Source organism: Microbacterium hominis NBRC 15708 (genome assembly GCF_001592125.1).
GTDB classification, from domain to species: domain Bacteria; phylum Actinomycetota; class Actinomycetes; order Actinomycetales; family Microbacteriaceae; genus Microbacterium; species Microbacterium hominis.
This window is the reverse complement of record NZ_BCWI01000001.1, coordinates 707,337-732,878: the sequence shown is the minus strand read 5'-3', so window position 1 is coordinate 732,878 and position 25,542 is coordinate 707,337. Positions and strand designations below refer to the sequence as shown.

Here is a 25,542-nt window from a genome sequence, read left to right as displayed (position 1 = left end):
CAGCTTCGCGATCACCCGCGGCGTGCAGTCGACACGCGGCGAGTGTCGCACCCGGCATCCGACGGGGGTCGACGTAGGCTCGTCGAGTCATGATCCGGTTCGAGCACGTCACCAAGAAATACCGAGGGACCAGCAAGCCGGCGCTGAGCGACGTCGACTTCGAGGTGCAGCGCGGGGAGTTCGTCTTCCTCGTGGGCGCGTCCGGCTCGGGGAAGTCGTCCTGTCTGCGTCTGATCCTGCGGGAAGACGGCCCGAGCGAGGGCCGCGTCGTCGTGCTCGGTCGCGACCTGAAGACGCTGTCCACGCGCAAGGTCCCCTATTTCCGCCGACACATCGGCTCGGTCTTCCAGGACTTCCGGCTGCTGCCCAACAAGACCGTCTTCCAGAACGTCGCCTTCACGCTGCAGGTCATCGGATCGTCGCGAGGGTTCATCCAGCAGGCGGTGCCCGAGGCGCTCGCCCTCGTGGGCCTCGACGGCAAGGAGAAGCGACTGCCGCACGAGCTCTCCGGCGGTGAGCAGCAGCGCGTCGCGATCGCGCGGGCGATCGTGAACCGCCCGCAGATCCTCCTGGCCGACGAGCCCACCGGCAACCTGGATCCCGCGACCTCCATCGGGATCATGCAGTTGCTCGCACGCATCAACGCCGGCGGCACCACGGTGGTGATGGCGACCCACGAAGCGGGCTTCGTCGATCAGATGAAGCGGCGCGTCATCGAGCTGCGCGGCGGCGTGATGATGCGCGACGACCGTCACGGCGGCTACGGCGACACGTCGTCGCTGCCGTCGCTCACCCCGCAGGCGGAGAAGGGTGCCGCCGCGACCGCGGCGTTCAGCGCCGTGCTCGAGCTGCAGCGCGAGATCGCGCAGGCGCCCGTCGAGCCCGTTCCCGCCCCGCCGACGGTGGATGCCGCGGCATCCGTCCCCGCCGAGCGCACCCCGCCCGTGCAGCGGCCCGCGGCCGACGCCGCCGAGCCGGCCCCTACGACGAGACCGATCGCGATCAACGCCCCGGACGTCGACCTCGGCCAGCTCGGCCTCGGTGACATCGACCTCGGCAGGCTCGGCGTGGCCGATCGCCTCCGCCGCGAGACCGACGAGAACGACGAAGTGGGACCGACCTCATGAGGATGCAGCTGATTCTCGCGGAGGCGCTCACGGGGCTGCGCCGCAACGCGTCGATGGTCATCTCCGTCGTGCTCGTCACGTTCGTCTCGCTGACGTTCGTGGGTGCGGCGATGCTGATGCAGATGCAGATCGGCAAGATGCGCGACTACTGGGTCGATCGAGCGCAGGTGTCGATCCTGATGTGCCGCGACGACTCCACCGCGACGACCTGCGCGGACGGCGCGGCGACCCAGGAGCAGATCGATCAGGTCTCCGAACGGCTGTCGAGCTCGGCTCTCGGCGGCGTGGTCCGCGACGTGCGCTACGAGTCCGCCGACGAGGCCTACCAGAACCTCATCGACCTCTACGGCGACGAGTACAAGGACTACGTCACCCCCGCGCAGCTCGGCGAGACCTACTGGGTCGGGCTGGTCGATCCCGGGAAGGCGGATGTCATCACCGAGGCCTTCCAGGGCATGGACGGCGTCGAGGGCGTCAAGAACCAGATGCAGTACCTCGAACCGCTCTTCTCGGCGCTGACGATCGCGACCTACATCGCGGTCGGCATCGCCGTGCTCATGCTGATCGCCGCGGTCCTGCTCATCGCCACCACGATCCGCCTGTCCGCCTATGCGCGACGGCGGGAGGTGGGGATCATGAGACTCGTCGGCGCCTCGAACAGATTCATCCAGACGCCGTTCATCCTCGAGGGCGTCTTCGCGGCCTTCATCGGGTCGGTGATGGCGGGGGCGGCGATCGTCGTCGGCGTGCACTTCGGTGTGGGGGAGTACCTCAAGGGACGCGTGACCTTCATCACCAATTGGGTGAACATGGGGGATGCCGCGATCGTCATCCCTCTGATCATCGTCATCGGCCTGGTCCTCGCGGCACTGTCCGCGGGCTTCGCGATCCGCCGGTGGCTGCGGGCGTGAGATAGACTGACGGGCTGCCGTGTCCGCGGCATCCCGTCGCATGCGGCGGACCACACGACGAAGGATCAGCCATGCCCAGGGAACGCGGGGAGAAGGTCATCGCGACCAACCGTCGCGCGCACCACGACTACACCATCGAGAAGACGTACGAGGCAGGCCTCGTGCTGACCGGGACCGAGGTGAAGTCGCTGCGTCAGGGGCGGGCCAATCTGACCGACGGATACGCGTACATCGACGGCGGGCAGGCGTTCCTCGACGCGGTCCACATCCCCGAGTATTCGCAGGGTCACTGGACCAACCACGCTTCGAAGCGCACGCGGAAGCTCCTCCTGCACAAGGAGGAGATCGTCAAGCTGTCACACGCCGTCAGCGCGGGCGGGTACACGCTCGTCCCCCTGAAGCTGTACTTCTCCGACGGCCGTGCGAAGGTCGAGATCGCGGTGGCGAAGGGCAAGCGCGAGTACGAGAAGCGCCAGACCATCCGCGAGCGTGAGGACAAGCGCGAAGCCGAGCGGGCGATGCGCAGCCGCAACCTCCGCGGCGAATAGTCGCGGACGGCCGGGCGTTTCGAATCGGCGCTCGGCGCCTTGCTCGACGACCGAGGGCGCGCCCGTTACCGGGCGGTGAAGCGGGCCTCCACCCCGGCGGAGACGACGATCTCCTCGGGGCGGAGCACGACGGCCGCACCGGCGGAGTCGAACGCGGCGGCCTTCGCCATCATCCGCGGGGCCGCGGGCGCGGTCGCCGATCCGAGCAGTCCGAGGTCGGCGATCTCGACCGGGGCGACCTCGTGGCGCCCGATGGCCGCTGCGTAGGCGGCGGCGCGGTCGACGGCGACGGCCACGGCATCCGTCGCGACCTCGCGCTCCAGGCGGGCCCGCGTCGCCGGGGTCAGCTGCCACTCGATCGCGCCCACCTGCAGGCCATCGGTCAGGGCGATGTCGTTCAGCCAGTCCGACAGATCGGTGGGGTCGACGAAGGTCGCTGTGAACTCGACGGCGGCGTGGTGCACGAGATCGAGCTGGCGTCCCTCGTTGTTCCACGGACGATCGGCCCACACCGACAGGCGCTGGCTCGACCACTCCGCGACCGCCCCCGTCGCGGCACGTGCCGCCAGTTCGCCTCGAAGCGGCTCGGCGAGTGCCGAGACGCGCTCGATGACGGCGGTGCGTTCCGGGCCGTCGGCGGTCGCGGTCACGTGCGCGACCGCCCGCTCCGGAAGCACACGGGCATGGCTCTCGCCGCGGACGGTGATCGTGACATCGGTCATGGGGTAAACTGTAATGCTCGGGTGCCTTCGGCATCCGGTGACAACTCCACAGCGTGACAGTGGCTCATTCGCCGCAAGGCACACGGGGCTGATCGGTTTCGACAGCGTCTGTGAATCTGCGAGAAGCGGGCCGAGGATGCAGGGTTATCTCGTAAACGATCTCTGCAAAACTACAAGTGCCGAATCCAAGCGCACTGACTTCGCCCTCGCTGCCTAAGCGAGCCCGATAGTCCGTCAGACCGTGTGTGACCCCGCCACGGACCCTGGCGTCATCTAGGGGTCTTGCTGTGTGACGGCGCCTGGACGTTACGCGGGACTCTTCCCAGGCTGGGCTCGTCGACTTAGGTGTCTGTGACAAAGGTCGGAGCCGAGCAGAACGTCTGCACAGACTGCGCCCGGAGAAGACGCAGTATCTCAGCGTTGGACGGGGGTTCGATTCCCCCCAGCTCCACGACGTCACTGTCACCGCCGAAGGCCCCGGCATCCGTTTCGATGGATGCCGGGGCCTTCGTCGTGGAAGGGCCGGGTGGCCGCTTCGTCAGCCGGCGGTGGCGGGGATGAGCAGCAGGTTCTGCTTCGTGTCGGAGACGGCGACCCAGCCGTCGCCGAACTGATACGTCATGCCGTAGCCGTCGGCATCCGTCGTGAGCGCACGAGCGGAGTCCTGCGTGATGTAGAAGCCGTCGTCGGAGGGCTCGCGGCGCCACCCCTCCTGCACGAGCTGCTGCGCGGTCGTCTCCGCTTCGTCCGCAGTGATCGCCGACCAGCCGAACTCGATCAGGTTCCCCGACGCCACCGAGTAGTTCGCCCAGGTGCAGATGAGACCGCCGTCCAGCGCCGAGCTGGGCGGCTGGGTCTCGAACGTGAACGGGGTCTGCTTGAACGTCCATCCCTTGCTCTTGAACTCGGCGAGCGTGTCGGGATCGATCATGCCCTCGCAGCTGTCGGTCGACCCGGAGGACGCCGAGGCGTCCGGCGTCGGCTCCGGAAGGGCCCCAGTGGGCGTGGGCGAGACCGCGTTGCCCGTCGTCGTGGGATCGGCGGCGGACGGCGCGGCGGAGGCGCACCCCGTGAGCACCAGCGCCGTGGCGAGGGCCAGAGCCGGAAGGGCGAGGGGCGCGAAGCGAGAACGTGTCATCGGTGGGGGGTCCGATCGGGTCAGCGGGCGGCGGGGGAGGCGCCGAGGAGGGTGAGGAAGTCGTCGTGCAGGCGCCCGTTGGTCGCCAGGGACGAGCGCGACGCGATCGAGTCGGCGCCGTCGATGTCGGTGAAGCGCCCGCCGGCCTCGTGCACGATCGGCACGAGCGCGGCGATGTCGTACTCCTTCACGCCGAACTCGGCGACGAACTCGAGGCGACCCTCGGCGAGCAGCATGTAGGGCCACGTGTCGCCGTAGCCGCGGTCGCGCCAGACGGCACGGCTGAGTCGCAGCAGGTCGTCGGTTCGGCCGACCTCGTCCCACTGGGCGATGGACTGGAAGCTCACGCTCGCATCCGCGACGCTCGCCACGCTCGAGACCCCGAGGCGGCGGCTACCGCCGTCGGGGGTGTTCGTCCACGCGCCGTGACCGGATGCCGCCCACCAGCGCCGGCCGAGTGCCGGCTGGCTCGCGACGCCGACGCGCGGCACGCCGTCGATCGCGAGCGCAATGAGGGTCGTCCACATCGGGATGCCCTTGAGATAGTTGGCCGTGCCGTCGATCGGGTCGATGATCCACTGCCGCGTCTCGTCGCCCGATGCGCCGTACTCCTCGCCCAGGATGCCGTCATCCGGCCGCTGCGTCGACAGCAGGTCGCGCAGGGCCCGTTCGGTGGCGAGATCCGCCTCGGTCACGTGCGACGCGTCGGCCTTGAGCTGGACGTCGAGGTCGGCGGCGTCGAAGCGCTCCATCGTCACGGCATCCGCCGCGTCGGCGAGTCGCAGCGCGAGCTGCAGGTCGTCGGTGAGGTCACCGTCGAAGGGCGTGCTCCAGGGAGACGCGGTGGCGGGGGAGGTCACACACTCAAGGATACGCGCCGCGGTCGTCTCGATTCGCGGTGAGCCTTTCGGGATGGTAACGTTGTCCCTCGGTTCGCCAGTGATCTTCTCGAGGATCCGGCGGCCGAACGGAACGCACCTCTAGCTCAATCGGCAGAGCAACTGACTCTTAATCAGTGGGTTCTGGGTTCGAGTCCCAGGGGGTGCACCACCGAGACAGTCCCTCGATCGCAAGGTCGGGGGACTGTCTGCATCTGCGTCCGATCGACGGTCGCGAGTTACTGACGGCGTCGCGCATCACGGCGCTGCGAACCGCGTCGATACGCTCGAACGCATGGGCTTCTCGCCTCTCGGCCTCGTGCTCAGCATCGCTCTGTTCGCGCCCAGCCTCATGCTCGTGCGGTTTCCCCCGCGCCCCGCGCCGACGAGCGTCGGGGTCCCGCGCAGCCTGGTCGCGCTGGAGCGTGTGGGGCAGGTGCTGTGCGTGACGGTGCCGGTCATCACCGTCGGCGGAAACGTGCGCTGGTGGTGGGCCCTGCCGGTGTCGCTGCTGGTCGTCGCCTACTGGGCGCTGTGGATCCGCTTCGTCGCCGGCGGGTGCCGACTGGATCTCCTCTTCGGCCCCGTGTGGGGAGTTCCCGTGCCGATGGCCCTGCTTCCCGTCGCCGCGTTCCTCGCCGGTTCCGTGTGGCTCGCCAATCCGTGGGTGGCGGTCACCGCCGTCGTGCTCGCGGCGGGGCACCTCCCGAGCTCGCTGTTCACGGCGCGGTCGCTGTGAGGCGGATGCGTCGGCCCGATGAGGGCGATCAGCGCCGACGCATCCGCCACCCGCTTACGCGGCGTCGCCGACGAGCACCGCGGCGGCCTCCTCCGCGGCATCCGCGTCGTGGGCGTCGATGCGGGCCAGCGCCCGCCGGCCGATCAGGATGGTCGCCGCGGAGATCAGCACCGAGACGGCGGCGAACACGAACGGCACCGAGGCGTTGAACGCGTGCCACAGGGCGGCGGCGATCGGCGGAGCGGCGGCCCCGCCGAGGAAGCGCACGGCGGAGTACGCCGACGACGCCACCGAGCGCGGCAGGTCGGTCGCCTCCATCACCGACTCGGTGAGGATCGTGTTCATCAGACCCAGCAGCAGACCGCCGACGATGATGCAGGTCACCAGCCCCGCTGGGGAGGTGACGACGACGGCGGCGACGAGCAGATCGATCGCCAGCAGCGGCAGCACCACGAGCATGGCCGTGCTGCGGGACAGGCGACGCAGCAGGATCGGAGCCACCCACACGCTGGTCACGGCGAGGGCCACGCCCCAGCCGAAGAAGGTCAGACCGATGCCCATCGCGCCGAATCCGAGCGGGAACGGCGAGAAGGCCAGCAGCACGAAGAACCCGATGTTGTAGAACAGCGCCGCGATCGCGAGCACTGCGAGCGCGGGCTGGCGCAGCGCCTGGAACGGCGCCGACAGCTTCACGGGTGTGCGCTTCTCCTCGCCGCCGCGCAGCAGCACGAGCACGGCGATGAAGGCGATCGCCATCAGCGCGACGACACCGAAGAACGGGCCGCGCCAGCTGATCTCACCCAGGATGCCGCCGAGCAGCGGTCCGATCGCGATGCCCAGACCGAGCGCCGCCTCGTACAGGATGATCGCCGCGGCACTGCCGCCCGAGGCTGCGCCGACGATCGTGGCGAGAGCGGTCGAGATGAACAGGGCGTTGCCCAGACCCCATCCGGCGCGGAAACCGATGACGGCGTCGACGCTGCCGGCCAGGGCGCACAGCAGGGCGAACACGACGATGAGGCCGAGGCCGATCAGCAGGGTCGCCTTCGTGCCGATGCGCGACGAGATCCAGCTCGTGACGAGCATCGCCAGGCCGGTGACCACCAGGTAGCTCGTGAACAGCAGCTCGGTCTCGACGGGGCTCGCCTGCAGCGACTCGGCGATGGCGGGAAGGATCGGGTCGACCAGACCGATGCCCATGAAGGCGATCACGCACGCGAACGCGACTGCCCACACCTGCGCGGGCTGACGCCAGATGTTGACGCGGGAGGATGCGGGGGAGGCGCTCATCGGGCGACCTCCGCGACCCGCGTGCGTGCATCGACGATGTCGGCGGCGCGACGGATCGTCGCCCACTCCTGCTCGTCGAGGTCGGCGAAACGCGGCGCGAGGGCGGCGCTCAGCACCTGCAGCCACTCGTCGAGGGCGCTCATCCCGGCATCCGTCGCCGACACGAGAGTGGCGCGCGAGTCGCCCGGGTCGGTGGTGCGCTCGACGAGCCCGGCCTCGGCCATCTGCGTGACCAGCCGCGTCATGCCGGGCTGGGTGACGCGACTGAGTGTCGCGAGATCGCCGATGCGGAGGGGGCCGTTGTCGCGGAGCAGGACGAGGGTCCGCCACTGGGCGGCGGGGGCTTCGGTGCGGGTCTCGAGCGACGCGACGCGCGTGAGCGCGTGCGCGCCGACGAGCAGCCGCAGGATGTCGTCGGTGTGTTGCATACCCACAGTATATACCGGCGGTATAGAAAGGGGCGGGTTACCGGATCGTGACCGCCGGCTCGCCCGCGGTGTTTGACATCGGGGAGCGACCTGAACATGATGGCAGTACCTGAATCAGTTCTCAGGTCCTCCTTCCAATGGTGAAAGGCACGCACATGCGGGTTACGAAGAAGTTGCTCCACGCGAGTTTTGTGGCCGTCGTCGCGACGACGGCCATCGCTCTGTCGGCCTGCGCGCCGCAGGACGGGGCTGCAGGCGGCGGCTCGACCGAGGGCTCCGGCCCGGCCGAGATCACGGTGGGCGTCGTCACCAGCGAGACGGGCCCCCTCGCCAGCTACGGCAAGCAGTACCTCGATGGCTTCAAGGCCGGGCTCGACTATGCGACCGACGGCTCGAACGAGGTCGACGGCACGAAGATCACCATCGACTACCGCGACGACGCGGGCGACCCCGACACCGCCGTCGGCGCGGTCAAGGAGCTCATCGGCCAGGGTGTCACCCTCCTCGCCGGCAGCGCCTCGTCGGGTGTCGCCGCCGCCGTCGCGGAGCAGGCCGGTCAGAACAAGGTGCTCTTCATCTCGGGCCCCGCCGCCGCCGATGCGCTCACCGGCGTCAACGCCTACACGTTCCGCAGCGGTCGGCAGTCGGCGCAGGACGTCGCCACGGCCGGCACGTTCCTCGGCGACCTCAACGGCAAGACCGTCACCGTGTTCGCGCAGAACACCGCGTTCGGCAAGGGCAACGAGGCGGCGGTCCAGGCGATCCTCGGGGCGAAGGGCGCGACCGTGAACAGCGTGCTCGTCGCCGAGGACGTCACCGAGTTCACGCCGTTCGCACAGCAGGTGCTCGCCGCGAAGCCCGACCTGGTCTTCGTCGCGTGGGCCGGCGCCACCTCGGGGGCGATGTGGCAGGCGATGAGCCAGCAGGGCGTGCTCGACGCCGTCCCCGTCGTCACGGGCCTCGGCGACTCCGCCACCTTCGGGGCGTACGGCGCGGCATCCGAGAAGATCAAGTTCCTCAACTACTACTTCCCGGGTGCGCCCGACAACGAGGTCAACACCGCCATGGTCGACGCGGTGACCACGGCCGGGGGCACTCCCGACCTGTTCACCCCCGACGGCTTCAACGCGGCCCTGATGGTCGTGCAGGCGGTCAAGGAGGGCAAGGGTGACGTCGAGGCGATGGTCAAGAGCCTCGAGGGGTTCACCTTCCAGGGCCCCAAGGGCTCGCTGACCGTGCGTGCCGGCGATCACGCGCTGATCCAGGACATGTACCAGGTCAAGCTCGTCGCGTCCGGCGGGAGCTTCGCTCCCGAACTGGTCGACACCGTCCCCGCGGACGAGGTCGCACCGGCCGAGAAGTGACCGGAACGAAGCGAGGCGCACCCGCATGAGCACCCCCGTCCCGTCCGCGCTGTCGATCGAAGGCCTCGGCCTGCAGATCGGCGGAGCCACCATCCTGAAAGACGTCGACCTCGACATCACGCCCGGCAGCACCGTCGGCGTGATCGGTCCGAACGGCGCCGGCAAGACCACGCTGTTCAACGTGATCTCCGGCGTCATCCGGCCCACCTCCGGTCGCATCTTGATGGATGGCGTCGACATCACCCGCGCGTCGGTTCCGCAGCGCGCGCGGGCGGGACTGGGGCGCACGTTCCAGACCTCGAGCCTGTTCCCACGCCTGAGCGTGCTGGAGAACGTACGCCTGGCCGCGCAGGTCGGTCTCGGCGGCAACTACTCGCTGCTGCGGTTTCCCCGCCGGACGGATGCCGCGATCGCCCTGGCCCTCGAGCAGCTCGTCAAGGTGGGTCTCACCCACAAGCTCGACACCGCCGCCGGCGACATCTCGCACGGCGACAAGCGCAAGCTCGAGATCGCGGTGCTGCTGGCCACCGAGGCGAAGATCGTGCTGCTCGACGAGCCGATGGCGGGCGTCGCGTCGGGTGATGTCGCGGGACTCGTGGACACGATCCGCGAGATGCAGGATGCCACGGGCTGCACGGTGCTGATGGTGGAACACCACATCGACGTGCTCATGGGTTTCGTGCAGAAGGTCGCCGTCATGTATTCCGGGTCGATCATCGCGTTCGACGCGCCCCAGCAGATCATGGAGAACCCCGTGGTGCAGAGCGCCTACCTCGGCCGCACCGGAGAGCCGACGCAGGAGTCGGCCGCATGAGCGCACCGATCCTCACCGTCTCGCACCTGTCGGCATCCATCGCCGGGCAGCAGGTCGTCGAGGACGTGTCCTTCCAGGTCCCGGCGACCGGCATCACCGCCGTTCTGGGCCGCAACGGCGTCGGCAAGACCTCGACGATCCGCGGCATCCTGGGTCTCATCTCGCGTCGCGGCGAGGTGACGCTCGCGGGCGAGCGCATCGACACCCTTCCGACGTATCGCATCGTCCAGCGCGGCGTCGGCTACGTGCCCGAAGACCGGGAGGTGTTCGCCGCTCTCACGGTCGCGGATAACCTCGCCCTCGCCGAACGCGACAAGAACCCACGACGCGAGTTCGTCGCGGAGCTCTTCCCCGACCTCGTCGCCCGCCGCGGCCAGCTCGCCGGCACCCTGTCCGGAGGGCAGCAGCAGATGGTGTCGGTGGCCCGCGCGCTGCTCAACGAGAACCGGATCCTGCTCGTCGATGAGCCGACCAAGGGTCTCGCCCCGAAGATCGTCGGCGAGGTCGCCCAGGCGCTCCAGGAGGCCGCCAAGATCGTCCCGATCCTGCTCGTCGAGCAGAACCTCGACGTCGTCCGCCGCCTCGCCGACGACGCGATCGTCATCGCGGGCGGCCGTGTCGTCCACACCGGAAAGGCCCGCGAGATCCTCGACGACGACGCCCTCACCACCCGCCTCCTCGGCGTCAGCGCGGAGGCCCACGCATGAGCAGCATCGTCCTCATCCTGCTGACCGGTATCGGACTCGGCGCCCTCTACTTCCTCGTCGCGTCGGGGCTCAGCCTCATCTACGGGCTCATGCACGTGCTCAACTTCGCCCACGGCGCGTTCCTCACGCTCAGCGCCTTCATCGGCTGGCAGGTCGCGCAGGCGCTCGGCACCGCCTCGTGGGGCTCGTTCGTCGTCTCGATCCTCGTCGGCGCGCTGGTGGGAGCGGTGTTCGCCACGCTGACCGAGCTGGTGCTCATCCGGCCGCTGTACGAACGCCACATCGAACAGGTGCTCGTCACCGTCGGCCTCTCCTTCGCCGCGGTGGCGCTGTTCGAGGGCATCTGGGGGACGGATGCCGTGAACATCGCCGGTCCCGCCTGGCTCAAGGAGACCACCGAGATCCTCGGCGCCCGCATCCCGAACACCTATTGGGTGCTCATGCTCGCCGCCGCCGTCGTATTGATCGCCCTGGTGCTGTTCCTGAAGAAGACGCGGTACGGCATGATCATCCGCGCGGGCGTCGAGAACCGATCGATGGTCACCGCGCTCGGCATCGACGTGCGGCGGAGCTTCACGCTCGTGTTCGCGATCGGAGGCGCGGCGGCCGGCATCGGCGGCGTGCTCGCGATGCACTACACGACGTTCGTCTCGGCCCACCTCGGCGCGACGCTCCTGATCTTCGCCTTCATCGTCACGGTCATCGGCGGGCTCGGCTCGCTGACGGGGGCGGCGATCGCCTCGGTGCTGGTGGCCGTGCTCCAGCAGTTCGCCAACGTGTACCTCAGCGGCACGGGCGACTTCATCGTCGTCGTGCTGCTGGCCGTCGTGCTCCTCGTGCGACCCACCGGCCTCATGGGGAGGAAAGCATGACCGTCACCACCGGGGTCCCCACCCTCATCCCGGGCCGCCGCGGCGCCGCCCTGCCCTTCGTCGTCGGCGCCGCCCTCGTCGTGGTCATGGCCGTGCTGCCGCTGCTGAACATCTCGATCCCCGGCATCCTCCCCGGCGCCACCTACACACCCGGCACGCTCGCACTGCTGTCGCTGTGCATGGTGTTCGCCGCGCTCGCGCTGTCGTACAACCTGCTGCTGGGGACCTCCGGGATGCTGTCGTTCGGTCATGCGCTGTACTTCGGTGCCGGCGCCTACGGGCTGGGCCTCGCGCTGAAGCTCGTCGGCGTGCCGCTGTGGCCCGGGGTGCTCATCGCGCTCGTGGGCGGTCTCGCCATCGCCGCGTTCACCGGCGCGATCTCGATGCGGGTGTCCGGCATCCCGTTCGCGATGGTGACGCTCGCGTTCGCCCAGGCGGGATCGGTGCTCGTCCGCCGCAATCAGGACGTCACGGGCGGTGAGGAGGGGCTGCGTCTGCCCGTCGACCAGATCCCCGCCTGGCTCGTCGGCGTGTCGAACACCCGCAACCTCTACTGGGTGACCCTCGTCGTGCTGGTGATCGTGTACCTGGTGGTGCTGTGGGTCGATCGGTCGCGGCTCGGCCACCTGGCGCAGGCGACGCGCGAGAACGAGCTGCGCGTGCAGGTGCTCGGCCTGCGCCCCTACGCCGCGAAGCTGCTCGTGTTCGTCGCGGCGGCGCTGTGCGCCTCCCTCGCCGGTATCGCCTACATGCTGCTGCAGTCGGGCACGCAGCCCAGCGCCGTCGGCGCCGATCTGACGATCACCGTGCTCGTGATGGTCGTGCTCGGTGGCGTCGGGTTCCGCTGGGGTGCCATCGTGGGCGGCGTGCTCTACACGATCCTCGACCAGCGGCTCACGGTGCTGGCGCGCGCGGAGTGGATCCGCGACCTTCCCGACGTGCTGCGCATCCCGTTGTCGGAGCCGTTGTTCCTGCTGGGCGTACTGTTCATCCTCGTGGTGATGTTCCTGCCCGGCGGCATCGCCGGCACGATCGATGCGGCGGTGCGCCGTCGTCGCGGCGAGCGCACCCGCTCGCAGCTGCGCCAGGTCGACGACGCAGACGACGCCGTCGCCGAGCCCGCGCAGGTGCGCGCGTGAGCGCCGGGAGGGGGCGAGAGTGATGACCGGTGACCTCGACGGTGCGCACACGATCGGCCGCTGGCTCACCGATCGCGCCGGCGGCACGCCCGACCGCACCGCCATCGACGATCGCGGCGTGCGGATCGGCTACGGCGACCTCGAAGCGCGGGCCCGCGAGCTCGCGGCATCCCTCCGTCGTGCGGGCTACGGCCCGGGCGATCGGCTCGCGACGATCACCGGCAACTCGATCGACCACGTCGTGGTGTTCTTCGCCTGCGCGAAGGCGGGCATCGCGATGGTGCCGCTGTCGTGGCGGCTGTCGTCGCGGGAGCTGAGCGAGGCTCTGCTGCATGCGGCCCCGTCGCTCGTGGCGATCGAGGACGAGTACCTCGGCGTGGCGACCGACGCGCTGTCGCGCGTGGCCGCGCCGCCACCGACGGCACTGCTCGGCACGACCGGCATCGAGGCGGCCGTCCCGCCGCGCGGCGATGCGAGCGCGGCCGCGCCCGCCCGCGCCGTGCGCGACGACGATCCGCTTCTGGTCATCTACACCTCCGGCAGCGAGGCGGCGCCGAAGGGTGTCGTCCTGACCCACGCCAACTGCTTCTGGAACAACCTCGCGCTCGCGGGCGTGGCGCAGCTGACCGCCGACGACGTCGTGCTGGCGGTGCTGCCGCAGTTCCACGTGGCCGCCTGGAACTGTCAGCCGCTGCTGGCCTGGTGGGTCGGCGCGACGGTCGTGCTGGAACGCTCGTTCCAGCCGCGGCGTGTGCTGCAGCTGCTCGCCGAGCGGGGTGTGACGGCCATGATGGGCGTGCCCACCCAGTACCGGCTGCTGATCGACGACCCCGGCTTCGGCGCCCTCGCCCGCGGGCGGCTGCGTCAGGCGCTCGTCGGCGGCGCGACGATCCCACCGGCGCTCGCGGCGCGGTGGGCGGATGCCGGTGTGCCGCTCACCCAGGGGTACGGCCTGACCGAGGCGGCTCCCAACGTGCTGTGCCTGCCGGCATCCGAGAGCGGTGTCCATCCCGGAGCGGTCGGGCGGCCCTACCCCCACGTCGACGTGCGGGTCGTCGATCCCGACGCGGGCCTCGAGCTGAGCGGGGAGGCGACCGGCGAGCTGTGGGTGCGGGGGCCGAGCGTGTTCGCGGGCTACCTCCACGACCCCGCGGCGACCGCGCGGGCGATGACGGGGGACTGGCTGCGCACGGGGGACGTGGTGCACCGCGGCGCGGACGGCGTCTTCCGCATCGTCGACCGCAGGAAGGACATCTTCATCTCCGGTGGCGAGAACGTCGCCCCCGCCGAGGTGGAGCGCGCACTCCTCCTGCATCCGGCGATCGCGGATGCCGCGGTCGTGGGAGTGCCCGACGACGTGTGGGGCGAGCGCGGCGTCGCGTTCGTCGTACGGGCGGAGGGCGCGGCGCTCGGCGCCGACGAGGTGCTCGCCCACGCCCGCGCGGAACTGGCGGGTTTCAAAGTCCCCGTGCGCGTCGCGTTCGTCGACGACCTGCCACGGTCCACGATCGAGAAGCTGGCCCGTTCTCGACTGCGCGCTCGGGCCGCCGACCTGGTGAGAGGAAGTGCTCGTGAGCACAGTTGAGCAGTTCGAGCCCGAAGCGGCCTTCTCCGCGGCCGGGAAACCGCTGACCAAGCGCGGCGAGGCCACCCGCCGCAAGCTCCTGGAAGCCGCCGAGGAGGTCTTCGCCCACCTCGGCTACCACGAGGCGTCGATCGTGAAGATCACGGAGCGCGCGGGGATCGGGCTCGGCACCTTCTATCTCTACTTCGACAGCAAGCAGCAGGTCTTCGAGGAGCTGGTCGTCGATCTCAACCGCCGCGTACGCCACGCGATGGCCGAGGCGATGGCCGACACCGACAACCGCATCGACGCGGAGCGCGCGGGCTTCGAGGGGTTCTTCCGCTTCACCGCCGCCCACCCGGCGCTGTACCGGGTGGTGCGCGAGGCGGAGTTCGTCTCGCCCGAGATGCTGCGGCTGCACTACACGCGCATCGTGGAAGGCTACGAGGCCGGTCTGCGGGCCGCGCAGGCATCCGGTGACGTCGACACCGGGCTCGACCCGGAGGTGACCGCCTGGGCTCTCATGGGCGCCGGTGAGCTGATCGGCATGCGCTTCCTGCTCTGGGAGCGCGATGAGGAGGGGCAGCCTCCGGCGGCGATCCCCGACGCCGTCATCGACGGCATGATGCGCTTCATCCGCAACGCGCTCGCGGCACGCGGCGAGAGGGGACAGGCCCATGACTGAGCAGGACCTCGCCGGGCGCCGCGCCGTCGTGACCGGCGGCGCGAGCGGCATCGGCCTCGCCTGCGCCGAGGAGTTCGCGCGCCGCGGCGCGCACGTGGTGATCGCCGACTTCAACGGCGACGCCGCGCAGCAGGTGGCGGAGCGCCTCGGCGGAGAGGCGTGGGTTGTCGACCTCTCCGCGACGGCGGCGCTGGACGACCTCTCGCTGGATGCCGACATCCTCGTGAACAACGCGGGTGTGCAGACCGTCGCGCCGATCACCGAGTTCGCGCCCGAGCGCTTCCGGTTCATGCAGCGGCTCATGGTCGAATCGCCCTTCCTGCTGATCCGCGCCGTGCTGCCCGGGATGTACGAGCGGGGATGGGGACGCATCATCAACATCTCCAGCGCGCACGGCCTGCGCGCGAGCGCGTACAAGTCGGCCTACGTGACCGCCAAGCACGCCCTGGAGGGGCTGTCGAAGGTGACGGCGCTCGAGGGCGGCCCCCACGGGGTGACCAGCAACTGCATCAACCCCGCGTATGTGCGCACGCCCTTGGTCGAGAAGCAGATCGCCGACCAGGCGAGCGTGCACGGCATCCCCGAAGAGGAGGTCGTGGAGAAGATCATGCTCACCGAATCGGTCGTCAAACGCCTGATCGAGCCGGCCGAGGTCGCCTCACTGGCGGGCTGGCTGGCGAGCGATCACGCCAGGATGGTCACCGGCGCCAGCTACACGATGGATGGCGGATGGACGGCACGATGAGCACCCGCGCGGCGCGCGCCGTCGATGTCGCCGTCCCCGGCGGTTCGCTGCGGGTCGGTGTGTGGGAGGCCGAGCCGGGCGCCCCGACGATCCTCGCCGTCCACGGGGTCACCTCGTCGCACCTCGCGTGGGAGCTGCTCGCCGAGGCGCTGCCGCACGTGAGGATCGTCGCGCCGGACCTGCGCGGTCGCGGTCGCAGCAACGGCGTGCAGGGACCGGCGGGCATGGCGGCGCACGCCGACGATCTGGCCGCCGTCTGCGCGGCGCTGCAGCTCGTTCCCGACCTCGTGGTCGCGCACTCCATGGGGGCGTTCGTGTCGGTGGTGTTCGCGCATCGGCATCCCGACCTCGTTGCGCGTCTCCTCCTCGTCGACGGGGGACTTCCGCTGGTCGCCCCGGCCGACCTGACGCCGGACGAGCTGGTCGCGGCCATCCTCGGGCCGACGGCCGCGCGGCTCTCGCGCCGCTTCGCCGACGTGGACGACTACCTGGCGTTCTGGCGCGGGCACCCCGCGTTCGCGGCCGACTGGTCCCCCGCCCTCGAGCACTACCTCGCGTACGACCTCGACCGCGAGGCCGACGGGTCGTACCGACCGGCGACGAGCTATGCCACCACCGTCGAGGACACCGTCGACATGAACACCCGCTCGACGGTGCGCGACGCCCTCGAGGCGCTCACGGCGCCGACCACCCTCGTCACCGTGCCGCGGGGGCTGCAGGACGAGGTGCCGGGGCTGTATCCGCCCCCGCACCTCGCCGCACTCCTGCGGACGTATCCGTCGGTGGCGCACGTGGCGTGGCCGGAGTTCAACCACTACACGGTGGTGCTCTCCCACGCCGGTGCCGACCGCCTGGCCGCGCTGGTGGAGGAGCAGCTCGCCGCCGCCGTCCCGCAGACACCGTAACTCCGCCGCCCGCGGCATCCCGAGAAACCACCGGCGTCTCGACACATCACCGCTGCGGTGGTTTCTCGGGGTGGCGGTGGTTTCTCGGCGGGGGATGCCGGGGCCGCGGCAGAGGCGGCGCCTAATGTGCGCCGGCAGCGACGCGCGTGGTCAGCTGGTGCGCGTGGGCGAGGAGCGTGCGTCCGAGATCGGGAATGCGCTCGGGGGAGAACCGGAAGTCGACCCCCGTGAGGCTCAGCGCCCACTGCGGGTGCCCCGCGCGCGTGAACACGGCCGCTCCGATGCCGTAGCTGCCCTGGACGATGAGTCCCGGGTTGAGGGCGTAGCCGCGGGCCTGCGTCTCGCGCAGACGCGCGCGCAGACGCGGCTCGGCGTGCGCCGCGCCGTGGCGCTCGGCGAGCTCGGGATGCCGCTCGAAGTACGCGTCCACATCGTGGGGTGGCAGGAACGCGAGGATGGCGAGCCCCGCTGACGCAACGCCCAGGGGGAAGCGCACGCCCTCCGACAAGACGAACGACCGGATCGGGAACGCGCCGTCCTCGCGGATGAGGCACACCGTCTCGTCGCCGCGGCGCACCGACAGGAACGCGCTCTCCTCGGTGCGCACCGCGAGCGACCGGACGATGTCGCGCGCGATGGCGGTGATGTCGTAGCGGGATGCCGCGACCGTCCCCATGAGGTAGAGCTCGGGTCCCGGCATCCACGCGCCGGTGCGCTCGTCCTGGTCGACGAGGCCTTCGTGACGCAGCGCGGTGAGCAGACGGTGCGTGGTCGGGCGGGTCAGCTCGGCGCGGCGGGCGATCTCGGCGACCGAGAGGCCCTCCTCGCCCGCCGACGTCACGAGCCGCAGCAGCGCCGCCGCCCGCGCCACCGACTGCGCGCCGGGAATCGTTCGTCGCGCGGTGTCCATGATGTGGACAGTACGCGCCGCGGCATCCACATGGCAAGCGCCGACGTGCGCGGCCGGGTGCGACGGCGGAGGATGGAGGCGGACACGCGGTGACAAAGGAGTGATTCGTGATCGACAAGACCTACCCGTCGGCCGCCGGTGCGGTGGCCGACATCCCGGACGGCGCATCGCTGGCCGTCGGCGGATTCGGCCTCTCGGGCAATCCCATCGCGCTCATCGAGGCGCTGCTGGCCCAGGGCACGCGCGACCTGTCGATCGTCTCGAACAACTGCGGCGTCGACGACTGGGGCCTCGGCGTGCTGCTGAACGCGAAACGCATCCGCAAGATGACCTCTTCCTACGTCGGCGAGAACAAGGAGTTCGAGCGGCAGTTCCTCTCCGGTGAGCTCGAGCTGGAGCTGACACCGCAGGGCACGCTCGCCGAGAAGCTCCGCGCCGGCGGCGCTGGCATCGCGGCCTTCTTCACCCAGACCGGCGTCGGGACCCAGGTCGCGGAGGGCGGACTGCCGCGCAAGTACGACGGCGCCGGGGGCATCGCGGTGGCGTCGCCGCCGAAGGATGTCCGCACCTTCGCCGTCACCGGCGAGGAGCGCGACTACGTGCTCGAAGAGGCGATCGTCACCGACTTCGCGCTCGTGCACGCCGCGAGGGGCGACACCCACGGCAACCTCGTCTTCCACAAGGCCGCCCGCAACTTCAATCCGCTCGCCGCCATGGCCGGGAGGGTCTGCATCGCGCAGGTCGAGGAGCTCGTCGCCCCCGGCGAACTCGATCCCGACGGCATCCATCTGCCCGGCATCTACGTGCACCGCATCGTGGAGGTCGGCACCGACATCGAGAAGCGCATCGAGCGCCGCACCGTCACGGTCGACGACAGCGCCGACCGCGACATCCCGGAAGGAGCCTGAGATGGCGCGCACCCGCAACGAGATGGCCGCACGTGCGGCCGCGGAGCTGGCCGACGGGTCGTATGTGAACCTCGGCATCGGTCTGCCGACGCTCGTGCCGAACTTCGTGCCCGACGACGTCACCGTCGTGCTGCAGTCGGAGAACGGCATCCTCGGCGTCGGTCCGTACCCGACCGAGGCCCACGTCGACCCCGACCTCATCAACGCCGGCAAGGAGACCGTCACGGTCCTCCCGGGCGCCGCGTTCTTCGACTCGGCGCTGAGCTTCGGCATGATCCGCGGCGGGAAGATCGACGCGGCCATCCTCGGCGCCATGCAGGTGTCGGCCGCCGGCGACCTGGCGAACTGGATGATCCCCGGGAAGATGGTCAAGGGTCCGGGGGGCGCCATGGACCTCGTCCACGGCGCGGAACGCGTGATCGTGCTGATGGAGCACGTCGCGCGCGACGGCTCGGCCAAGATCGTCGACGCGTGTTCGCTGCCGCTCACGGGACGCGGAGTCGTCGACCGGATCATCACCGACCTCGCCGTCATCGACGTCACGGCCGACGGGCTCGTGCTCGTGGAGACCGCTCCGGGTGTCAGCGTCGCCGAGGTCGTCGCCGCCACCGAACCCCACCTGATCATCGCCGACGCACTCGAGGAGATCGCATGAGCACCGACGACATCGTCATCGTGGCCGCCGCCCGCACGCCGCAGGGCCGGCTCAAGGGGCAGCTCGCCTCCTTCACCGCCACGCAGCTCGGCGGGTTCGCCATCGCCGGCGCGCTCGCACAGGGTGCCATCCCCGCCGACGCCGTGGATGCCGTGATCATGGGCCAGGTGCTGCCGGCCGGTTCCGGACAGAACCCGGCGCGCCAGGCGGCCCTCGCCGGCGGACTCGGCTGGGACGTCCCTGCATCCGCCGTCAACAAGGTGTGCCTGTCGGGGCTGACCGCGATCATCGACGCCAAGCGGATGATCGCCTCCGGCGACGCGAGGGTCGTCGTCGCGGGCGGCATGGAGTCGATGACACGCGCGCCGCACCTGCTGATGGGCTCGCGCGAGGGCTGGAGCTACGGATCCGTCGAGGTTCTCGACCACATGGCCTACGACGGTCTGACCGACGCGTACGACCGCGAGAGCATGGGCGCCTCGACCGAGCGGCTGAACCCACGGTTCGAGGTGACGCGCGAACAGCAGGATCGCGTCGCCGCCCTGTCGCACCAGCGCGCCGCGGCGGCGCGGGATGCCGGGGTCTTCGACGCCGAGATCGTCGCGGTCGAGGTGGCGCAGCGCCGCGGTCCCGCGGTGACCATCACCACCGATGAGGGCATCCGCGACGAGACCACCGAGGAGACGCTCGCCGGTCTTCGCCCCGCGTTCTCGGCCGACGGGTCGATCACTGCCGGCAACGCATCGCAGATCTCCGACGGCGCGGCCGCCGTGGTGCTGACCACGCGTGCGCACGCCGACGCGAGCGGCTGGCCCGTTCTTGCCGTGGTGGGCGCGGCCGGTCAGGTCGCCGGCCCCGACAACTCGTTGCACGCGCAGCCCGCGCGCGCGATCGCCCAGGCCCTGCAGCGCCAGCACCTCGCGGCATCCGATCTGGATCTCATCGAGATCAACGAGGCGTTCGGCGCCGTCGTCGCCCGTTCGCAGCGCGAGCTCGGGGTGGGGGAGGACGTCGTGAACGTCCACGGCGGCGGCATCGCGCTCGGTCACCCGATCGGCGCCTCCGGCGCGCGGCTCGTCGTGCACGCCGTGCACGAGCTCGTCCGCCGCGGTTCAGGCACGGCAGCCGTCGGCCTCTGCGGCGGGGGTGGTCAAGGGGAGGCGCTGATCCTCACGCGCTGAGCACGGCGGCGTGCGCGGGGCGACACCCGCGCGCGACGGGTCAGGCGGGGCGCAGCCCGAGTGCAGGCAGGAGGATGTCGTCGACCAGGGCGATGATGTAGTCGCGGTCGACGGCGGTGCCGAGCATGAGGGTCTTGTACGCCGTCATGGCCGGGATCACCTGCGCCACGAGGGCGACATCGACGTCGGGCGCGACCTCACCGCGTTCGATCGCGCGCTGGATGAGCACGCGCAGCGCGGCGGAACGGGGCTCGACGATGACCGCGCGCGCGGCGTCGGCGAACTCGGGAGACTCCGACATGAGGGAGACCATCCCGGCCATGATCCGGAGCTTGCGCTCACCGTCCTTCATCACGGGAGCCTTGATGTTGGCGACGAGGTCGCCGCGCAGCGAGCCCGTGTCGGGGAGATCGGCGGGGGAGGCGCTCTTCATGCAGGCCACCGCATCGATCACGAGCTCGGCCTTCGACGGCCAGCGTCGATAGAGGGTCGCCTTGCCGGCGCGCGCACGCGCGGCGACCATGTCGACCGTCATGCGCTCATAGCCCTTCTCGGCGAGGATGTCGAGCGCTGCGGCGAGGATCTCCGGATCCCGCGAGTGATCGCGCTTGCGCCCGAGTTTGGGGGCGGGGTCGACGTCCTCGGCGCTGAGGGTGGTGTCAGTCATGAGAACAGTGTAGTTCAGGAACCGTCGTGTTCAGGAACTATTTGGTTTCGGAACTGGCGAGTGTCGTATAGAGTCTCCCGCATGACCTCACCCTCACCCGAAGCCGCTGCGGCGGCGCACTCCAGCCGGCGCTGGCTGACGCTCGCCGTCGTCGCGCTGGCCCAGCTGATGGTCGTGCTCGACGCGACCGTCGTGAACATCGCCCTGCCCGCCGCGCAGGCCGACCTGCAGTTCTCCGACGGCGACCGGCAGTGGATCATCACGGCCTACTCCCTGGCCTTCGGCTCCCTGCTCCTGCTCGGCGGCCGCCTGTCGGATCTCATCGGACGCAAACGCGCCTTCATCATCGGACTGCTCGGCTTCGCGCTCGCCTCCGCCCTCGGCGGCATGGCCGACACCTTCGGACTCCTCGTCTTCGCCCGGGCGCTGCAGGGCGCCTTCGGCGCACTGTTGGCGCCGACGGCGCTCGCGGTGCTCACCACGACCTTCACCGATCCCAAGGAGCGCGGTCGCGCCTTCGGCGTCTTCGGCGCGATCGCCGGTGCCGGTGGCGCCATCGGGCTCCTGCTCGGCGGCATCCTCACGGAGGACCTGAGCTGGCGCTGGAACCTCTACATCAACGACGTCATCGCGGTGATCGCCGTGATCGGCGCGATCTTCTTCGTGCACACGATCCCGCGGACGGGCCCGCGTCCGAAGCTCGACGTGCCGGGGACGGTGCTGGTGTCCGGTGCCCTCTTCGCCCTGGTCTACGGATTCGCCCACGCGGAGACCGACGGCTGGGACGCGCCGCTGACGTGGGGCATGCTCACCGCGTCGGGCGTGCTGCTCGTCGCCTTCGTCCTGTGGCAGCGCCGGGCCGCGCATCCGCTGCTGCCTCTGCGTATCGTCCTCGACCGCAACCGGGCGGCCGCGTACAGCTCGATCCTCATCGCCGGTGCGGGGATGTTCGGGATCTTCCTGTTCGTGACCTACTACCTCCAGACCACGCTCGGCTACTCCCCGATCCAGACCGGGCTGTCGTTCCTCCCGATGATCGCGATGCTGGTGCTCAGCGCGCAGCTGTCGACGAACATCTTCCTGCCGCGGTTCGGTCCGAAGACGATGGTTCCGATCGGCATGCTGCTGGCCATGTCGGGCATGGTGCTGCTCACGTTCCTCGATCGCTCCAGCGTGTACGCCGCGAACGTGCTGCCGGCCCTGATGCTGCTGGGGCTCGGCATGGGATCGATCATGCCGCCGTCGATCCAGACGGCCACCCTCGGCGTCGACCGCGAGTTCGCCGGCGTCGCCTCCGCGATGGTCAACACCTCGCAGCAGGTGGGCGGCTCGATCGGCACGGCACTGCTGAACACCCTCGCGGCCACCGCCGCGGCGGACTTCGTCGCCGCGCACACGCCCGTGACGCCGGACGTGCTCGCGGACGCGGCCATCCACAGCTACGCGACGGCGTACTGGTGGGGTGCGGGGGCATTCGGCCTCGGTGCGCTCATCTCCGCGGTGGCCTTCCGACGCAAGGGCGCCGCTGCGGCGGGGGATGCCGGCGCCCCGGCGCCCGACGCGGCATCCGAGCCGGTGCTCGCCCACTGAGGCGGCCGTCGCGCGCCGTCCGGACGTCGCCTCGCGACGCCGGGCGGCGCGCGTCGTCGCGATAGTCTCACCGGATGGTGACCATCGCAGCGCTGACCGCCGCCGACCATGACGAGTGGGCCGCCCTCTGGGCCGGCTACCTCACGTTCTACGAGAGTGAGCTGACCGACGAGGTCACCGCGGACGTCTTCCGCCGGCTCGTGGAGGGCGGGGCGCTGCGCGGGGCGATCGCGCGCGACGACGACGGACGTGCCGTCGGCCTCGTGCACTGGCTCTTCCACCCGTCCACCTGGAGCATCGGTGCGTACTGCTACCTCGAGGACCTGTTCGTCTCGCCGGATGTCCGTGGCGGCGGCGTCGGGCGTGCGCTCATCGCCCACGTACGCGACCGCGCGCAGATCGAGGGGGCGGCGAAGGTCTACTGGCTCACCCAGAGCGGCAACGCGACGGCGCGCACCCTGTACGACCGCGTCGCCGAGGACACCGGCTTCGTGCACTACCAGATCGCGCTCTGACCCGGCATCCGTCGGCCGCGGACGCGCGGAGGGGGCCCGCCGTCAGCGGGAGAGGCGCTTGGCGAGGAGCTTCTCCTCGCTGCCCCGCAGCGGCGAGTCAGTCGCCACGAGCTTTCCGCGCGAGGCGCGGTACGTGTCGACGATCGTGCCGATCGACAGCGCGAGCGTGATGCCCCAACTCAGCCACGCGAGAGCCTGCCGCCACGTGAAGGGCACGTCGCCACGGAGGCCGCGCAGCAGGGCGAGGCCGCTGGTGACGGCGGAGATGATCCCGGTCCCGAACAGGTACTTGCGCATGGGACCACGTTAGCCTGGACCCACGCCTGCCGAGAGGAGCCGCGTGAGCGACCGGAAGTCCAAGGCCGACGTGATCGTCGTGTCGAACCGTTTGCCCGTAGACCACGACCCGAGCGTCGAGGGCGGGTGGCGGCGCTCGCCCGGAGGCCTCGTCGCCGCGCTCGAGCCGGTGCTGCAGCAGACCGGGGGTGCGTGGGTCGGGTGGCCCGGGACCGCGGGGCTGGAGCTCGAGCCGTTCGAGCTCGACGGCATGGAGCTGGTCCCGGTGACCCTCACCGATGAGGACGTCGAGCTCTACTACGAGGGCTTCTCCAACGACACCATCTGGCCGCTGTACCACGACGTCATCTCGCCGCCGGCCTACCATCGCGAGTGGTGGGAGGCCTACGTCCGCGTCAACGAGCGGTTCGCCGAGGCCGCGGCATCCGTCGCCGCCCCGGGCGCCATCGTGTGGGTGCAGGACTACCAGCTCCAGCTGGTCCCGCGCCTGCTGCGCGCGCTGCGCCCCGACGTCGTGATCGGCTACTTCCACCACATTCCGTTCCCGGCATACGGCCTGTTCGCCCAGCTTCCGTGGCGCAGACACGTGCTGTCGGGACTGCTGGGCGCCGACGTCATCGGCTTCCAGCGGGTGCAGGATGCCGGCAACTTCACGAACGCGGTCCGTCGCCAGCTCGGCTTCGAGACCAAGTCCGGCACCATCCGCATCGTGGCCGACGACGGCTCGGTGCGCACCGCGGTCGCGAAGGCGTACCCGATCTCCATCGACGCGCAGCTGTACGACGAGATCGCGCGCCGGCCCGAGGTGCAGGCGCGCGCGAAGGAGATCCGGGAGAGCCTCGGCAATCCGCAGACGGTGCTCTTCGGCGTCGACCGCCTCGACTACACCAAGGGCATCGGCCACCGGCTGAAGGCCTACGGCGAGCTTCTCGAGGAGGGCCGCCTGGAGGTCGAGGACGTCACGCTCGTGCAGGTGGCGAGCCCCAGCCGGGAGCGCGTGGCTGCCTACATGCAGCTGCGCGACGAGATCGAGCTCACCGTCGGGCGCATCAACGGCGACTACGACACGGTGGGGCACACCGCGATCAGATACCTGCACCACTCGTATCCGCGCGAGGAGATGGTCGCGCTCTACCTGGCCGCCGACGTCATGCTCGTCACGGCGCTGCGCGACGGGATGAACCTCGTCGCGAAGGAGTACGTCGCCAGCCGGGTCGACAGTCGCGGCGTGCTCGTGCTGAGCGAGTTCACCGGCGCGGCGGACGAACTCGCCCAGGCGGTGAAGGTCAACCCCCACGACATCGACGGCCTCAAGGACGCGATCATGACCGCGATCGACATGCAGCCCGCCGAACAGGCGCGGCGGATGCGAGGACTCCGCCGCCGCGTGCGGGATCACGACGTCGCGGACTGGTCACGTCGTTTCCTCACCGACCTCGACGCCGTGAAGGCACGGTCGTGAGCCTCGCTCCGGCTGTCGCCGCGCTCGCGCGGACCCAGCGTCTGCTGGTGGCGCTCGACTTCGACGGCACCCTCGCGCCGCTGATCGACGAGCCGATGGCGGCGCGGATGACCGCGGACGCCCGCGCCGCGGTCGACGCTCTCGTGCGCGCGCCCGCGACGACGGTCGCCCTCGTCTCGGGGCGCACTCTGCACGACCTCCGCATCATCGCGGAGCACGACGACGCCTCGCCGGTGCTGCTCGCCGGATCCCACGGCGCCGAGCACTGGCCCGCCTCTGACGACGATCGCGACGCCGACGGTGCGGATGCCGCGCTCCTCGCCCTCCGCGACGACCTGCGCCGCCGCGCCGAGGCGCTGGCCGCGCAGGCCGAGGGCGCGTGGATCGAGCCGAAGCAGTTCGGGTTCGCGCTGCACACCCGGCTGGTCGCCGATCCGGCCCACGCGGCGCGGGCGCACGACGCGATCGCCGGGCTCATGGCCGTCGAGGCGCCCGACTGGCGCCGCCGCGACGGTCACGACATCCTCGAGTACGCGTTTCGCACCGAGGGCAAGGACGGCGCTGTGGCGCGGTTGCGAGAGCGCACCGGCGCGACCGCCGTGCTGTTCGCCGGCGACGACGTCACCGACGAGGACGCCCTGCGCAGCCTCGAGCCCGGCGACGTGGGCGTGCGCGTCGGTGGGGGAGCGACGGCCGCCACGGTGCGTGTCGACGGCATCCCCGAACTGGCGGCGCTGCTGTCGGGTCTCGCGCGCGAACGCGACACCCCGCGGGAATAGAC

Annotated in this window: 28 protein-coding genes, 1 tRNA gene and 1 other RNA gene; 22 read left to right on the top strand and 8 right to left on the bottom strand. The window is 70.5% G+C overall.

Translation table 11 applies throughout. The annotated features are described in order from the left end of the window. Positions 1-89 precede the first annotated feature (89 nt). The 3 genes from ftsE (at position 90) to smpB (ending at position 2,586) form a co-directional block, all read left to right on the top strand. Positions 90-1,127, top strand: a complete 1,038-nt coding sequence (gene ftsE, locus MHO01S_RS03570) for a cell division ATP-binding protein FtsE (protein ID WP_061781823.1) — start codon at positions 90-92, stop codon at positions 1,125-1,127. Further along, on the top strand, positions 1,124-2,038 hold the full coding sequence (gene ftsX, locus MHO01S_RS03565) for a permease-like cell division protein FtsX (protein WP_060959356.1): 915 nt from the start codon (positions 1,124-1,126) through the stop codon (positions 2,036-2,038). The genes ftsE and ftsX overlap by 4 nt, the downstream gene beginning before the upstream one ends. 71 nt (positions 2,039-2,109) lie before the next feature. Next, positions 2,110-2,586, top strand: coding sequence for an SsrA-binding protein SmpB (smpB, locus tag MHO01S_RS03560; RefSeq protein ID WP_060959357.1), 477 nt, complete (start codon positions 2,110-2,112; stop codon positions 2,584-2,586). A 65-nt stretch (positions 2,587-2,651) separates the two neighbouring features. Here smpB and MHO01S_RS03555 read toward each other — a convergent pair whose 3' ends face one another. Then, positions 2,652-3,308, bottom strand: a complete 657-nt coding sequence (locus tag MHO01S_RS03555; protein WP_060959358.1) for an SIMPL domain-containing protein — start codon at positions 3,306-3,308, stop codon at positions 2,652-2,654. Positions 3,309-3,392: 84 nt separating this feature from the next. Between MHO01S_RS03555 and ssrA the strand changes: the two genes are divergently transcribed. Beyond that, positions 3,393-3,762, top strand: a transfer-messenger RNA (tmRNA) gene (ssrA, locus tag MHO01S_RS03550). Positions 3,763-3,846: 84 nt separating this feature from the next. Here ssrA and MHO01S_RS03545 read toward each other — a convergent pair. Together MHO01S_RS03545 and MHO01S_RS03540 are read right to left on the bottom strand one after the other, a co-directional pair. Beyond that, a complete protein-coding gene (locus MHO01S_RS03545; RefSeq protein ID WP_060959359.1) occupies positions 3,847-4,446 on the bottom strand; it encodes a hypothetical protein in 600 nt (199 codons plus the stop codon). Between the two features lie 20 nt (positions 4,447-4,466). Further along, complete coding sequence (locus tag MHO01S_RS03540; protein WP_060959360.1) at positions 4,467-5,306, bottom strand: inositol monophosphatase family protein; 840 nt, start codon at positions 5,304-5,306, stop codon at positions 4,467-4,469. A 114-nt stretch (positions 5,307-5,420) separates the two neighbouring features. Here MHO01S_RS03540 and MHO01S_RS03535 point away from each other — a divergent pair. After that, positions 5,421-5,496: transfer RNA gene (locus MHO01S_RS03535), tRNA-Lys, on the top strand. 123 nt (positions 5,497-5,619) lie between these two features. After that, positions 5,620-6,063: a hypothetical protein gene (locus MHO01S_RS03530; RefSeq protein ID WP_060959361.1), complete on the top strand. Its 444-nt coding sequence runs from the start codon at positions 5,620-5,622 to the stop codon at positions 6,061-6,063. Between the two features lie 54 nt (positions 6,064-6,117). On the opposite strand, the gene MHO01S_RS03525 is transcribed toward MHO01S_RS03530, so the two are convergent. Both MHO01S_RS03525 and MHO01S_RS03520 read right to left on the bottom strand, forming a co-directional pair. Then, positions 6,118-7,353 (bottom strand): MFS transporter, encoded by a 1,236-nt coding sequence (locus MHO01S_RS03525; RefSeq protein WP_060959362.1) that lies wholly within the window; start codon positions 7,351-7,353, stop codon positions 6,118-6,120. Next, positions 7,350-7,781 (bottom strand): MarR family winged helix-turn-helix transcriptional regulator, encoded by a 432-nt coding sequence (locus MHO01S_RS03520; protein ID WP_060959363.1) that lies wholly within the window; start codon positions 7,779-7,781, stop codon positions 7,350-7,352. The genes MHO01S_RS03525 and MHO01S_RS03520 overlap by 4 nt, the downstream gene beginning before the upstream one ends. Before the next feature lie 155 nt (positions 7,782-7,936). Here MHO01S_RS03520 and MHO01S_RS03515 point away from each other — a divergent pair, with 155 nt between their 5' ends. The 9 genes from MHO01S_RS03515 to MHO01S_RS03475 are packed head-to-tail and all read left to right on the top strand — an operon-like array spanning position 7,937 to position 16,576. Continuing rightward, positions 7,937-9,145, top strand: a complete 1,209-nt coding sequence (locus tag MHO01S_RS03515; RefSeq protein ID WP_060959369.1) for a substrate-binding domain-containing protein — start codon at positions 7,937-7,939, stop codon at positions 9,143-9,145. Between the two features lie 25 nt (positions 9,146-9,170). After that, on the top strand, positions 9,171-9,959 hold the full coding sequence (locus tag MHO01S_RS03510; protein ID WP_060959364.1) for an ABC transporter ATP-binding protein: 789 nt from the start codon (positions 9,171-9,173) through the stop codon (positions 9,957-9,959). Continuing rightward, complete coding sequence (locus MHO01S_RS03505; protein ID WP_060959365.1) at positions 9,956-10,666, top strand: ABC transporter ATP-binding protein; 711 nt, start codon at positions 9,956-9,958, stop codon at positions 10,664-10,666. The genes MHO01S_RS03510 and MHO01S_RS03505 overlap by 4 nt, the downstream gene beginning before the upstream one ends. Further along, positions 10,663-11,538, top strand: a complete 876-nt coding sequence (locus tag MHO01S_RS03500) for a branched-chain amino acid ABC transporter permease (RefSeq protein WP_061781822.1) — start codon at positions 10,663-10,665, stop codon at positions 11,536-11,538. Before MHO01S_RS03505 ends, MHO01S_RS03500 begins: the two co-directional genes overlap by 4 nt. Beyond that, positions 11,535-12,677 carry a branched-chain amino acid ABC transporter permease gene (locus tag MHO01S_RS03495; protein WP_061781821.1) on the top strand — a complete coding sequence of 381 codons (1,143 nt, stop codon included), beginning with the start codon at positions 11,535-11,537 and terminating at the stop codon, positions 12,675-12,677. Before MHO01S_RS03500 ends, MHO01S_RS03495 begins: the two co-directional genes overlap by 4 nt. A 22-nt stretch (positions 12,678-12,699) precedes the next feature. After that, positions 12,700-14,262, top strand: a complete 1,563-nt coding sequence (locus MHO01S_RS03490) for a class I adenylate-forming enzyme family protein (RefSeq protein WP_061781820.1) — start codon at positions 12,700-12,702, stop codon at positions 14,260-14,262. Next, entirely contained in the window at positions 14,249-14,926 is a 678-nt protein-coding gene (locus tag MHO01S_RS03485) for a TetR/AcrR family transcriptional regulator (RefSeq protein WP_060958408.1), read from the top strand. The genes MHO01S_RS03490 and MHO01S_RS03485 overlap by 14 nt, the downstream gene beginning before the upstream one ends. Then, on the top strand, positions 14,919-15,671 hold the full coding sequence (locus MHO01S_RS03480; protein WP_061781819.1) for a 3-hydroxybutyrate dehydrogenase: 753 nt from the start codon (positions 14,919-14,921) through the stop codon (positions 15,669-15,671). Before MHO01S_RS03485 ends, MHO01S_RS03480 begins: the two co-directional genes overlap by 8 nt. Then, the gene (locus MHO01S_RS03475) at positions 15,656-16,576 is read left to right on the top strand and encodes an alpha/beta fold hydrolase (RefSeq protein WP_231734826.1); all 921 of its coding nucleotides are present in this window, start codon (positions 15,656-15,658) and stop codon (positions 16,574-16,576) included. Before MHO01S_RS03480 ends, MHO01S_RS03475 begins: the two co-directional genes overlap by 16 nt. A 121-nt stretch (positions 16,577-16,697) precedes the next feature. Here MHO01S_RS03475 and MHO01S_RS03470 read toward each other — a convergent pair whose 3' ends face one another. Then, positions 16,698-17,486: an IclR family transcriptional regulator gene (locus tag MHO01S_RS03470; protein ID WP_061781818.1), complete on the bottom strand. Its 789-nt coding sequence runs from the start codon at positions 17,484-17,486 to the stop codon at positions 16,698-16,700. Between the two features lie 107 nt (positions 17,487-17,593). Here MHO01S_RS03470 and MHO01S_RS03465 point away from each other — a divergent pair, with 107 nt between their 5' ends. Genes MHO01S_RS03465 through MHO01S_RS03455 form a run of 3 tightly spaced genes read left to right on the top strand, consistent with a single transcriptional unit; the run spans position 17,594 to position 20,230 of the window. Then, complete coding sequence (locus MHO01S_RS03465) at positions 17,594-18,394, top strand: CoA transferase subunit A (RefSeq protein ID WP_060958411.1); 801 nt, start codon at positions 17,594-17,596, stop codon at positions 18,392-18,394. 1 nt (position 18,395) lies between these two features. Further along, a complete protein-coding gene (locus tag MHO01S_RS03460; RefSeq protein ID WP_174524650.1) occupies positions 18,396-19,049 on the top strand; it encodes a 3-oxoacid CoA-transferase subunit B in 654 nt (217 codons plus the stop codon). Beyond that, positions 19,046-20,230, top strand: a complete 1,185-nt coding sequence (locus MHO01S_RS03455) for an acetyl-CoA C-acetyltransferase (RefSeq protein WP_060958412.1) — start codon at positions 19,046-19,048, stop codon at positions 20,228-20,230. The genes MHO01S_RS03460 and MHO01S_RS03455 overlap by 4 nt, the downstream gene beginning before the upstream one ends. A gap of 40 nt (positions 20,231-20,270) precedes the next feature. Here the strand turns inward: MHO01S_RS03455 and MHO01S_RS03450 are convergent, their stop codons facing one another. Continuing rightward, positions 20,271-20,897 carry a TetR/AcrR family transcriptional regulator gene (locus MHO01S_RS03450; RefSeq protein WP_060958413.1) on the bottom strand — a complete coding sequence of 209 codons (627 nt, stop codon included), beginning with the start codon at positions 20,895-20,897 and terminating at the stop codon, positions 20,271-20,273. 81 nt (positions 20,898-20,978) lie between these two features. Here MHO01S_RS03450 and MHO01S_RS03445 point away from each other — a divergent pair, with 81 nt between their 5' ends. Beyond that, a complete protein-coding gene (locus tag MHO01S_RS03445; protein ID WP_231734828.1) occupies positions 20,979-22,487 on the top strand; it encodes an MFS transporter in 1,509 nt (502 codons plus the stop codon). Positions 22,488-22,561: 74 nt separating this feature from the next. Then, a complete protein-coding gene (locus MHO01S_RS03440; RefSeq protein WP_060958415.1) occupies positions 22,562-23,002 on the top strand; it encodes a GNAT family N-acetyltransferase in 441 nt (146 codons plus the stop codon). A gap of 42 nt (positions 23,003-23,044) precedes the next feature. On the opposite strand, the gene MHO01S_RS03435 is transcribed toward MHO01S_RS03440, so the two are convergent. After that, positions 23,045-23,299 carry a hypothetical protein gene (locus MHO01S_RS03435; RefSeq protein ID WP_060958416.1) on the bottom strand — a complete coding sequence of 85 codons (255 nt, stop codon included), beginning with the start codon at positions 23,297-23,299 and terminating at the stop codon, positions 23,045-23,047. Between the two features lie 43 nt (positions 23,300-23,342). Here MHO01S_RS03435 and MHO01S_RS03430 point away from each other — a divergent pair, with 43 nt between their 5' ends. Both MHO01S_RS03430 and otsB read left to right on the top strand, forming a co-directional pair. Then, the gene (locus MHO01S_RS03430; RefSeq protein WP_060958417.1) at positions 23,343-24,761 is read left to right on the top strand and encodes an alpha,alpha-trehalose-phosphate synthase (UDP-forming); all 1,419 of its coding nucleotides are present in this window, start codon (positions 23,343-23,345) and stop codon (positions 24,759-24,761) included. Then, the gene (gene otsB, locus MHO01S_RS03425) at positions 24,758-25,540 is read left to right on the top strand and encodes a trehalose-phosphatase (protein ID WP_061781817.1); all 783 of its coding nucleotides are present in this window, start codon (positions 24,758-24,760) and stop codon (positions 25,538-25,540) included. The genes MHO01S_RS03430 and otsB overlap by 4 nt, the downstream gene beginning before the upstream one ends. The last annotated feature ends 2 nt before the right edge of the window (positions 25,541-25,542 follow it).

Bases quoted from the DNA above. Each gene is read 5' to 3' on its own strand.
- MHO01S_RS03525 (WP_060959362.1), bottom strand. From the start codon at position 7,353: ATGAGCGCCTCCCCCGCATCCTCCCGCGTCAACATCTGGCGTCAGCCC.
- MHO01S_RS03530 (WP_060959361.1), top strand. From the start codon at position 5,620: ATGGGCTTCTCGCCTCTCGGCCTCGTGCTCAGCATCGCTCTGTTCGCG.
- MHO01S_RS03505 (WP_060959365.1), top strand. From the start codon at position 9,956: ATGAGCGCACCGATCCTCACCGTCTCGCACCTGTCGGCATCCATCGCC.
- MHO01S_RS03545 (WP_060959359.1), bottom strand. From the start codon at position 4,446: ATGACACGTTCTCGCTTCGCGCCCCTCGCCCTTCCGGCTCTGGCCCTC.
- MHO01S_RS03435 (WP_060958416.1), bottom strand. From the start codon at position 23,299: ATGCGCAAGTACCTGTTCGGGACCGGGATCATCTCCGCCGTCACCAGC.
- MHO01S_RS03455 (WP_060958412.1), top strand. From the start codon at position 19,046: ATGAGCACCGACGACATCGTCATCGTGGCCGCCGCCCGCACGCCGCAG.
- MHO01S_RS03440 (WP_060958415.1), top strand. From the start codon at position 22,562: ATGGTGACCATCGCAGCGCTGACCGCCGCCGACCATGACGAGTGGGCC.
- MHO01S_RS03490 (WP_061781820.1), top strand. From the start codon at position 12,700: ATGACCGGTGACCTCGACGGTGCGCACACGATCGGCCGCTGGCTCACC.
- smpB (WP_060959357.1), top strand. From the start codon at position 2,110: ATGCCCAGGGAACGCGGGGAGAAGGTCATCGCGACCAACCGTCGCGCG.
- MHO01S_RS03510 (WP_060959364.1), top strand. From the start codon at position 9,171: ATGAGCACCCCCGTCCCGTCCGCGCTGTCGATCGAAGGCCTCGGCCTG.
- ftsX (WP_060959356.1), top strand. From the start codon at position 1,124: ATGAGGATGCAGCTGATTCTCGCGGAGGCGCTCACGGGGCTGCGCCGC.
- MHO01S_RS03470 (WP_061781818.1), bottom strand. From the start codon at position 17,486: ATGGACACCGCGCGACGAACGATTCCCGGCGCGCAGTCGGTGGCGCGG.
- MHO01S_RS03475 (WP_231734826.1), top strand. From the start codon at position 15,656: ATGGACGGCACGATGAGCACCCGCGCGGCGCGCGCCGTCGATGTCGCC.
- MHO01S_RS03480 (WP_061781819.1), top strand. From the start codon at position 14,919: ATGACTGAGCAGGACCTCGCCGGGCGCCGCGCCGTCGTGACCGGCGGC.
- MHO01S_RS03460 (WP_174524650.1), top strand. From the start codon at position 18,396: ATGGCGCGCACCCGCAACGAGATGGCCGCACGTGCGGCCGCGGAGCTG.
- ftsE (WP_061781823.1), top strand. From the start codon at position 90: ATGATCCGGTTCGAGCACGTCACCAAGAAATACCGAGGGACCAGCAAG.
- MHO01S_RS03445 (WP_231734828.1), top strand. From the start codon at position 20,979: ATGACCTCACCCTCACCCGAAGCCGCTGCGGCGGCGCACTCCAGCCGG.
- MHO01S_RS03500 (WP_061781822.1), top strand. From the start codon at position 10,663: ATGAGCAGCATCGTCCTCATCCTGCTGACCGGTATCGGACTCGGCGCC.
- MHO01S_RS03555 (WP_060959358.1), bottom strand. From the start codon at position 3,308: ATGACCGATGTCACGATCACCGTCCGCGGCGAGAGCCATGCCCGTGTG.
- MHO01S_RS03450 (WP_060958413.1), bottom strand. From the start codon at position 20,897: ATGACTGACACCACCCTCAGCGCCGAGGACGTCGACCCCGCCCCCAAA.
- MHO01S_RS03520 (WP_060959363.1), bottom strand. From the start codon at position 7,781: ATGCAACACACCGACGACATCCTGCGGCTGCTCGTCGGCGCGCACGCG.
- MHO01S_RS03515 (WP_060959369.1), top strand. From the start codon at position 7,937: ATGCGGGTTACGAAGAAGTTGCTCCACGCGAGTTTTGTGGCCGTCGTC.
- MHO01S_RS03495 (WP_061781821.1), top strand. From the start codon at position 11,535: ATGACCGTCACCACCGGGGTCCCCACCCTCATCCCGGGCCGCCGCGGC.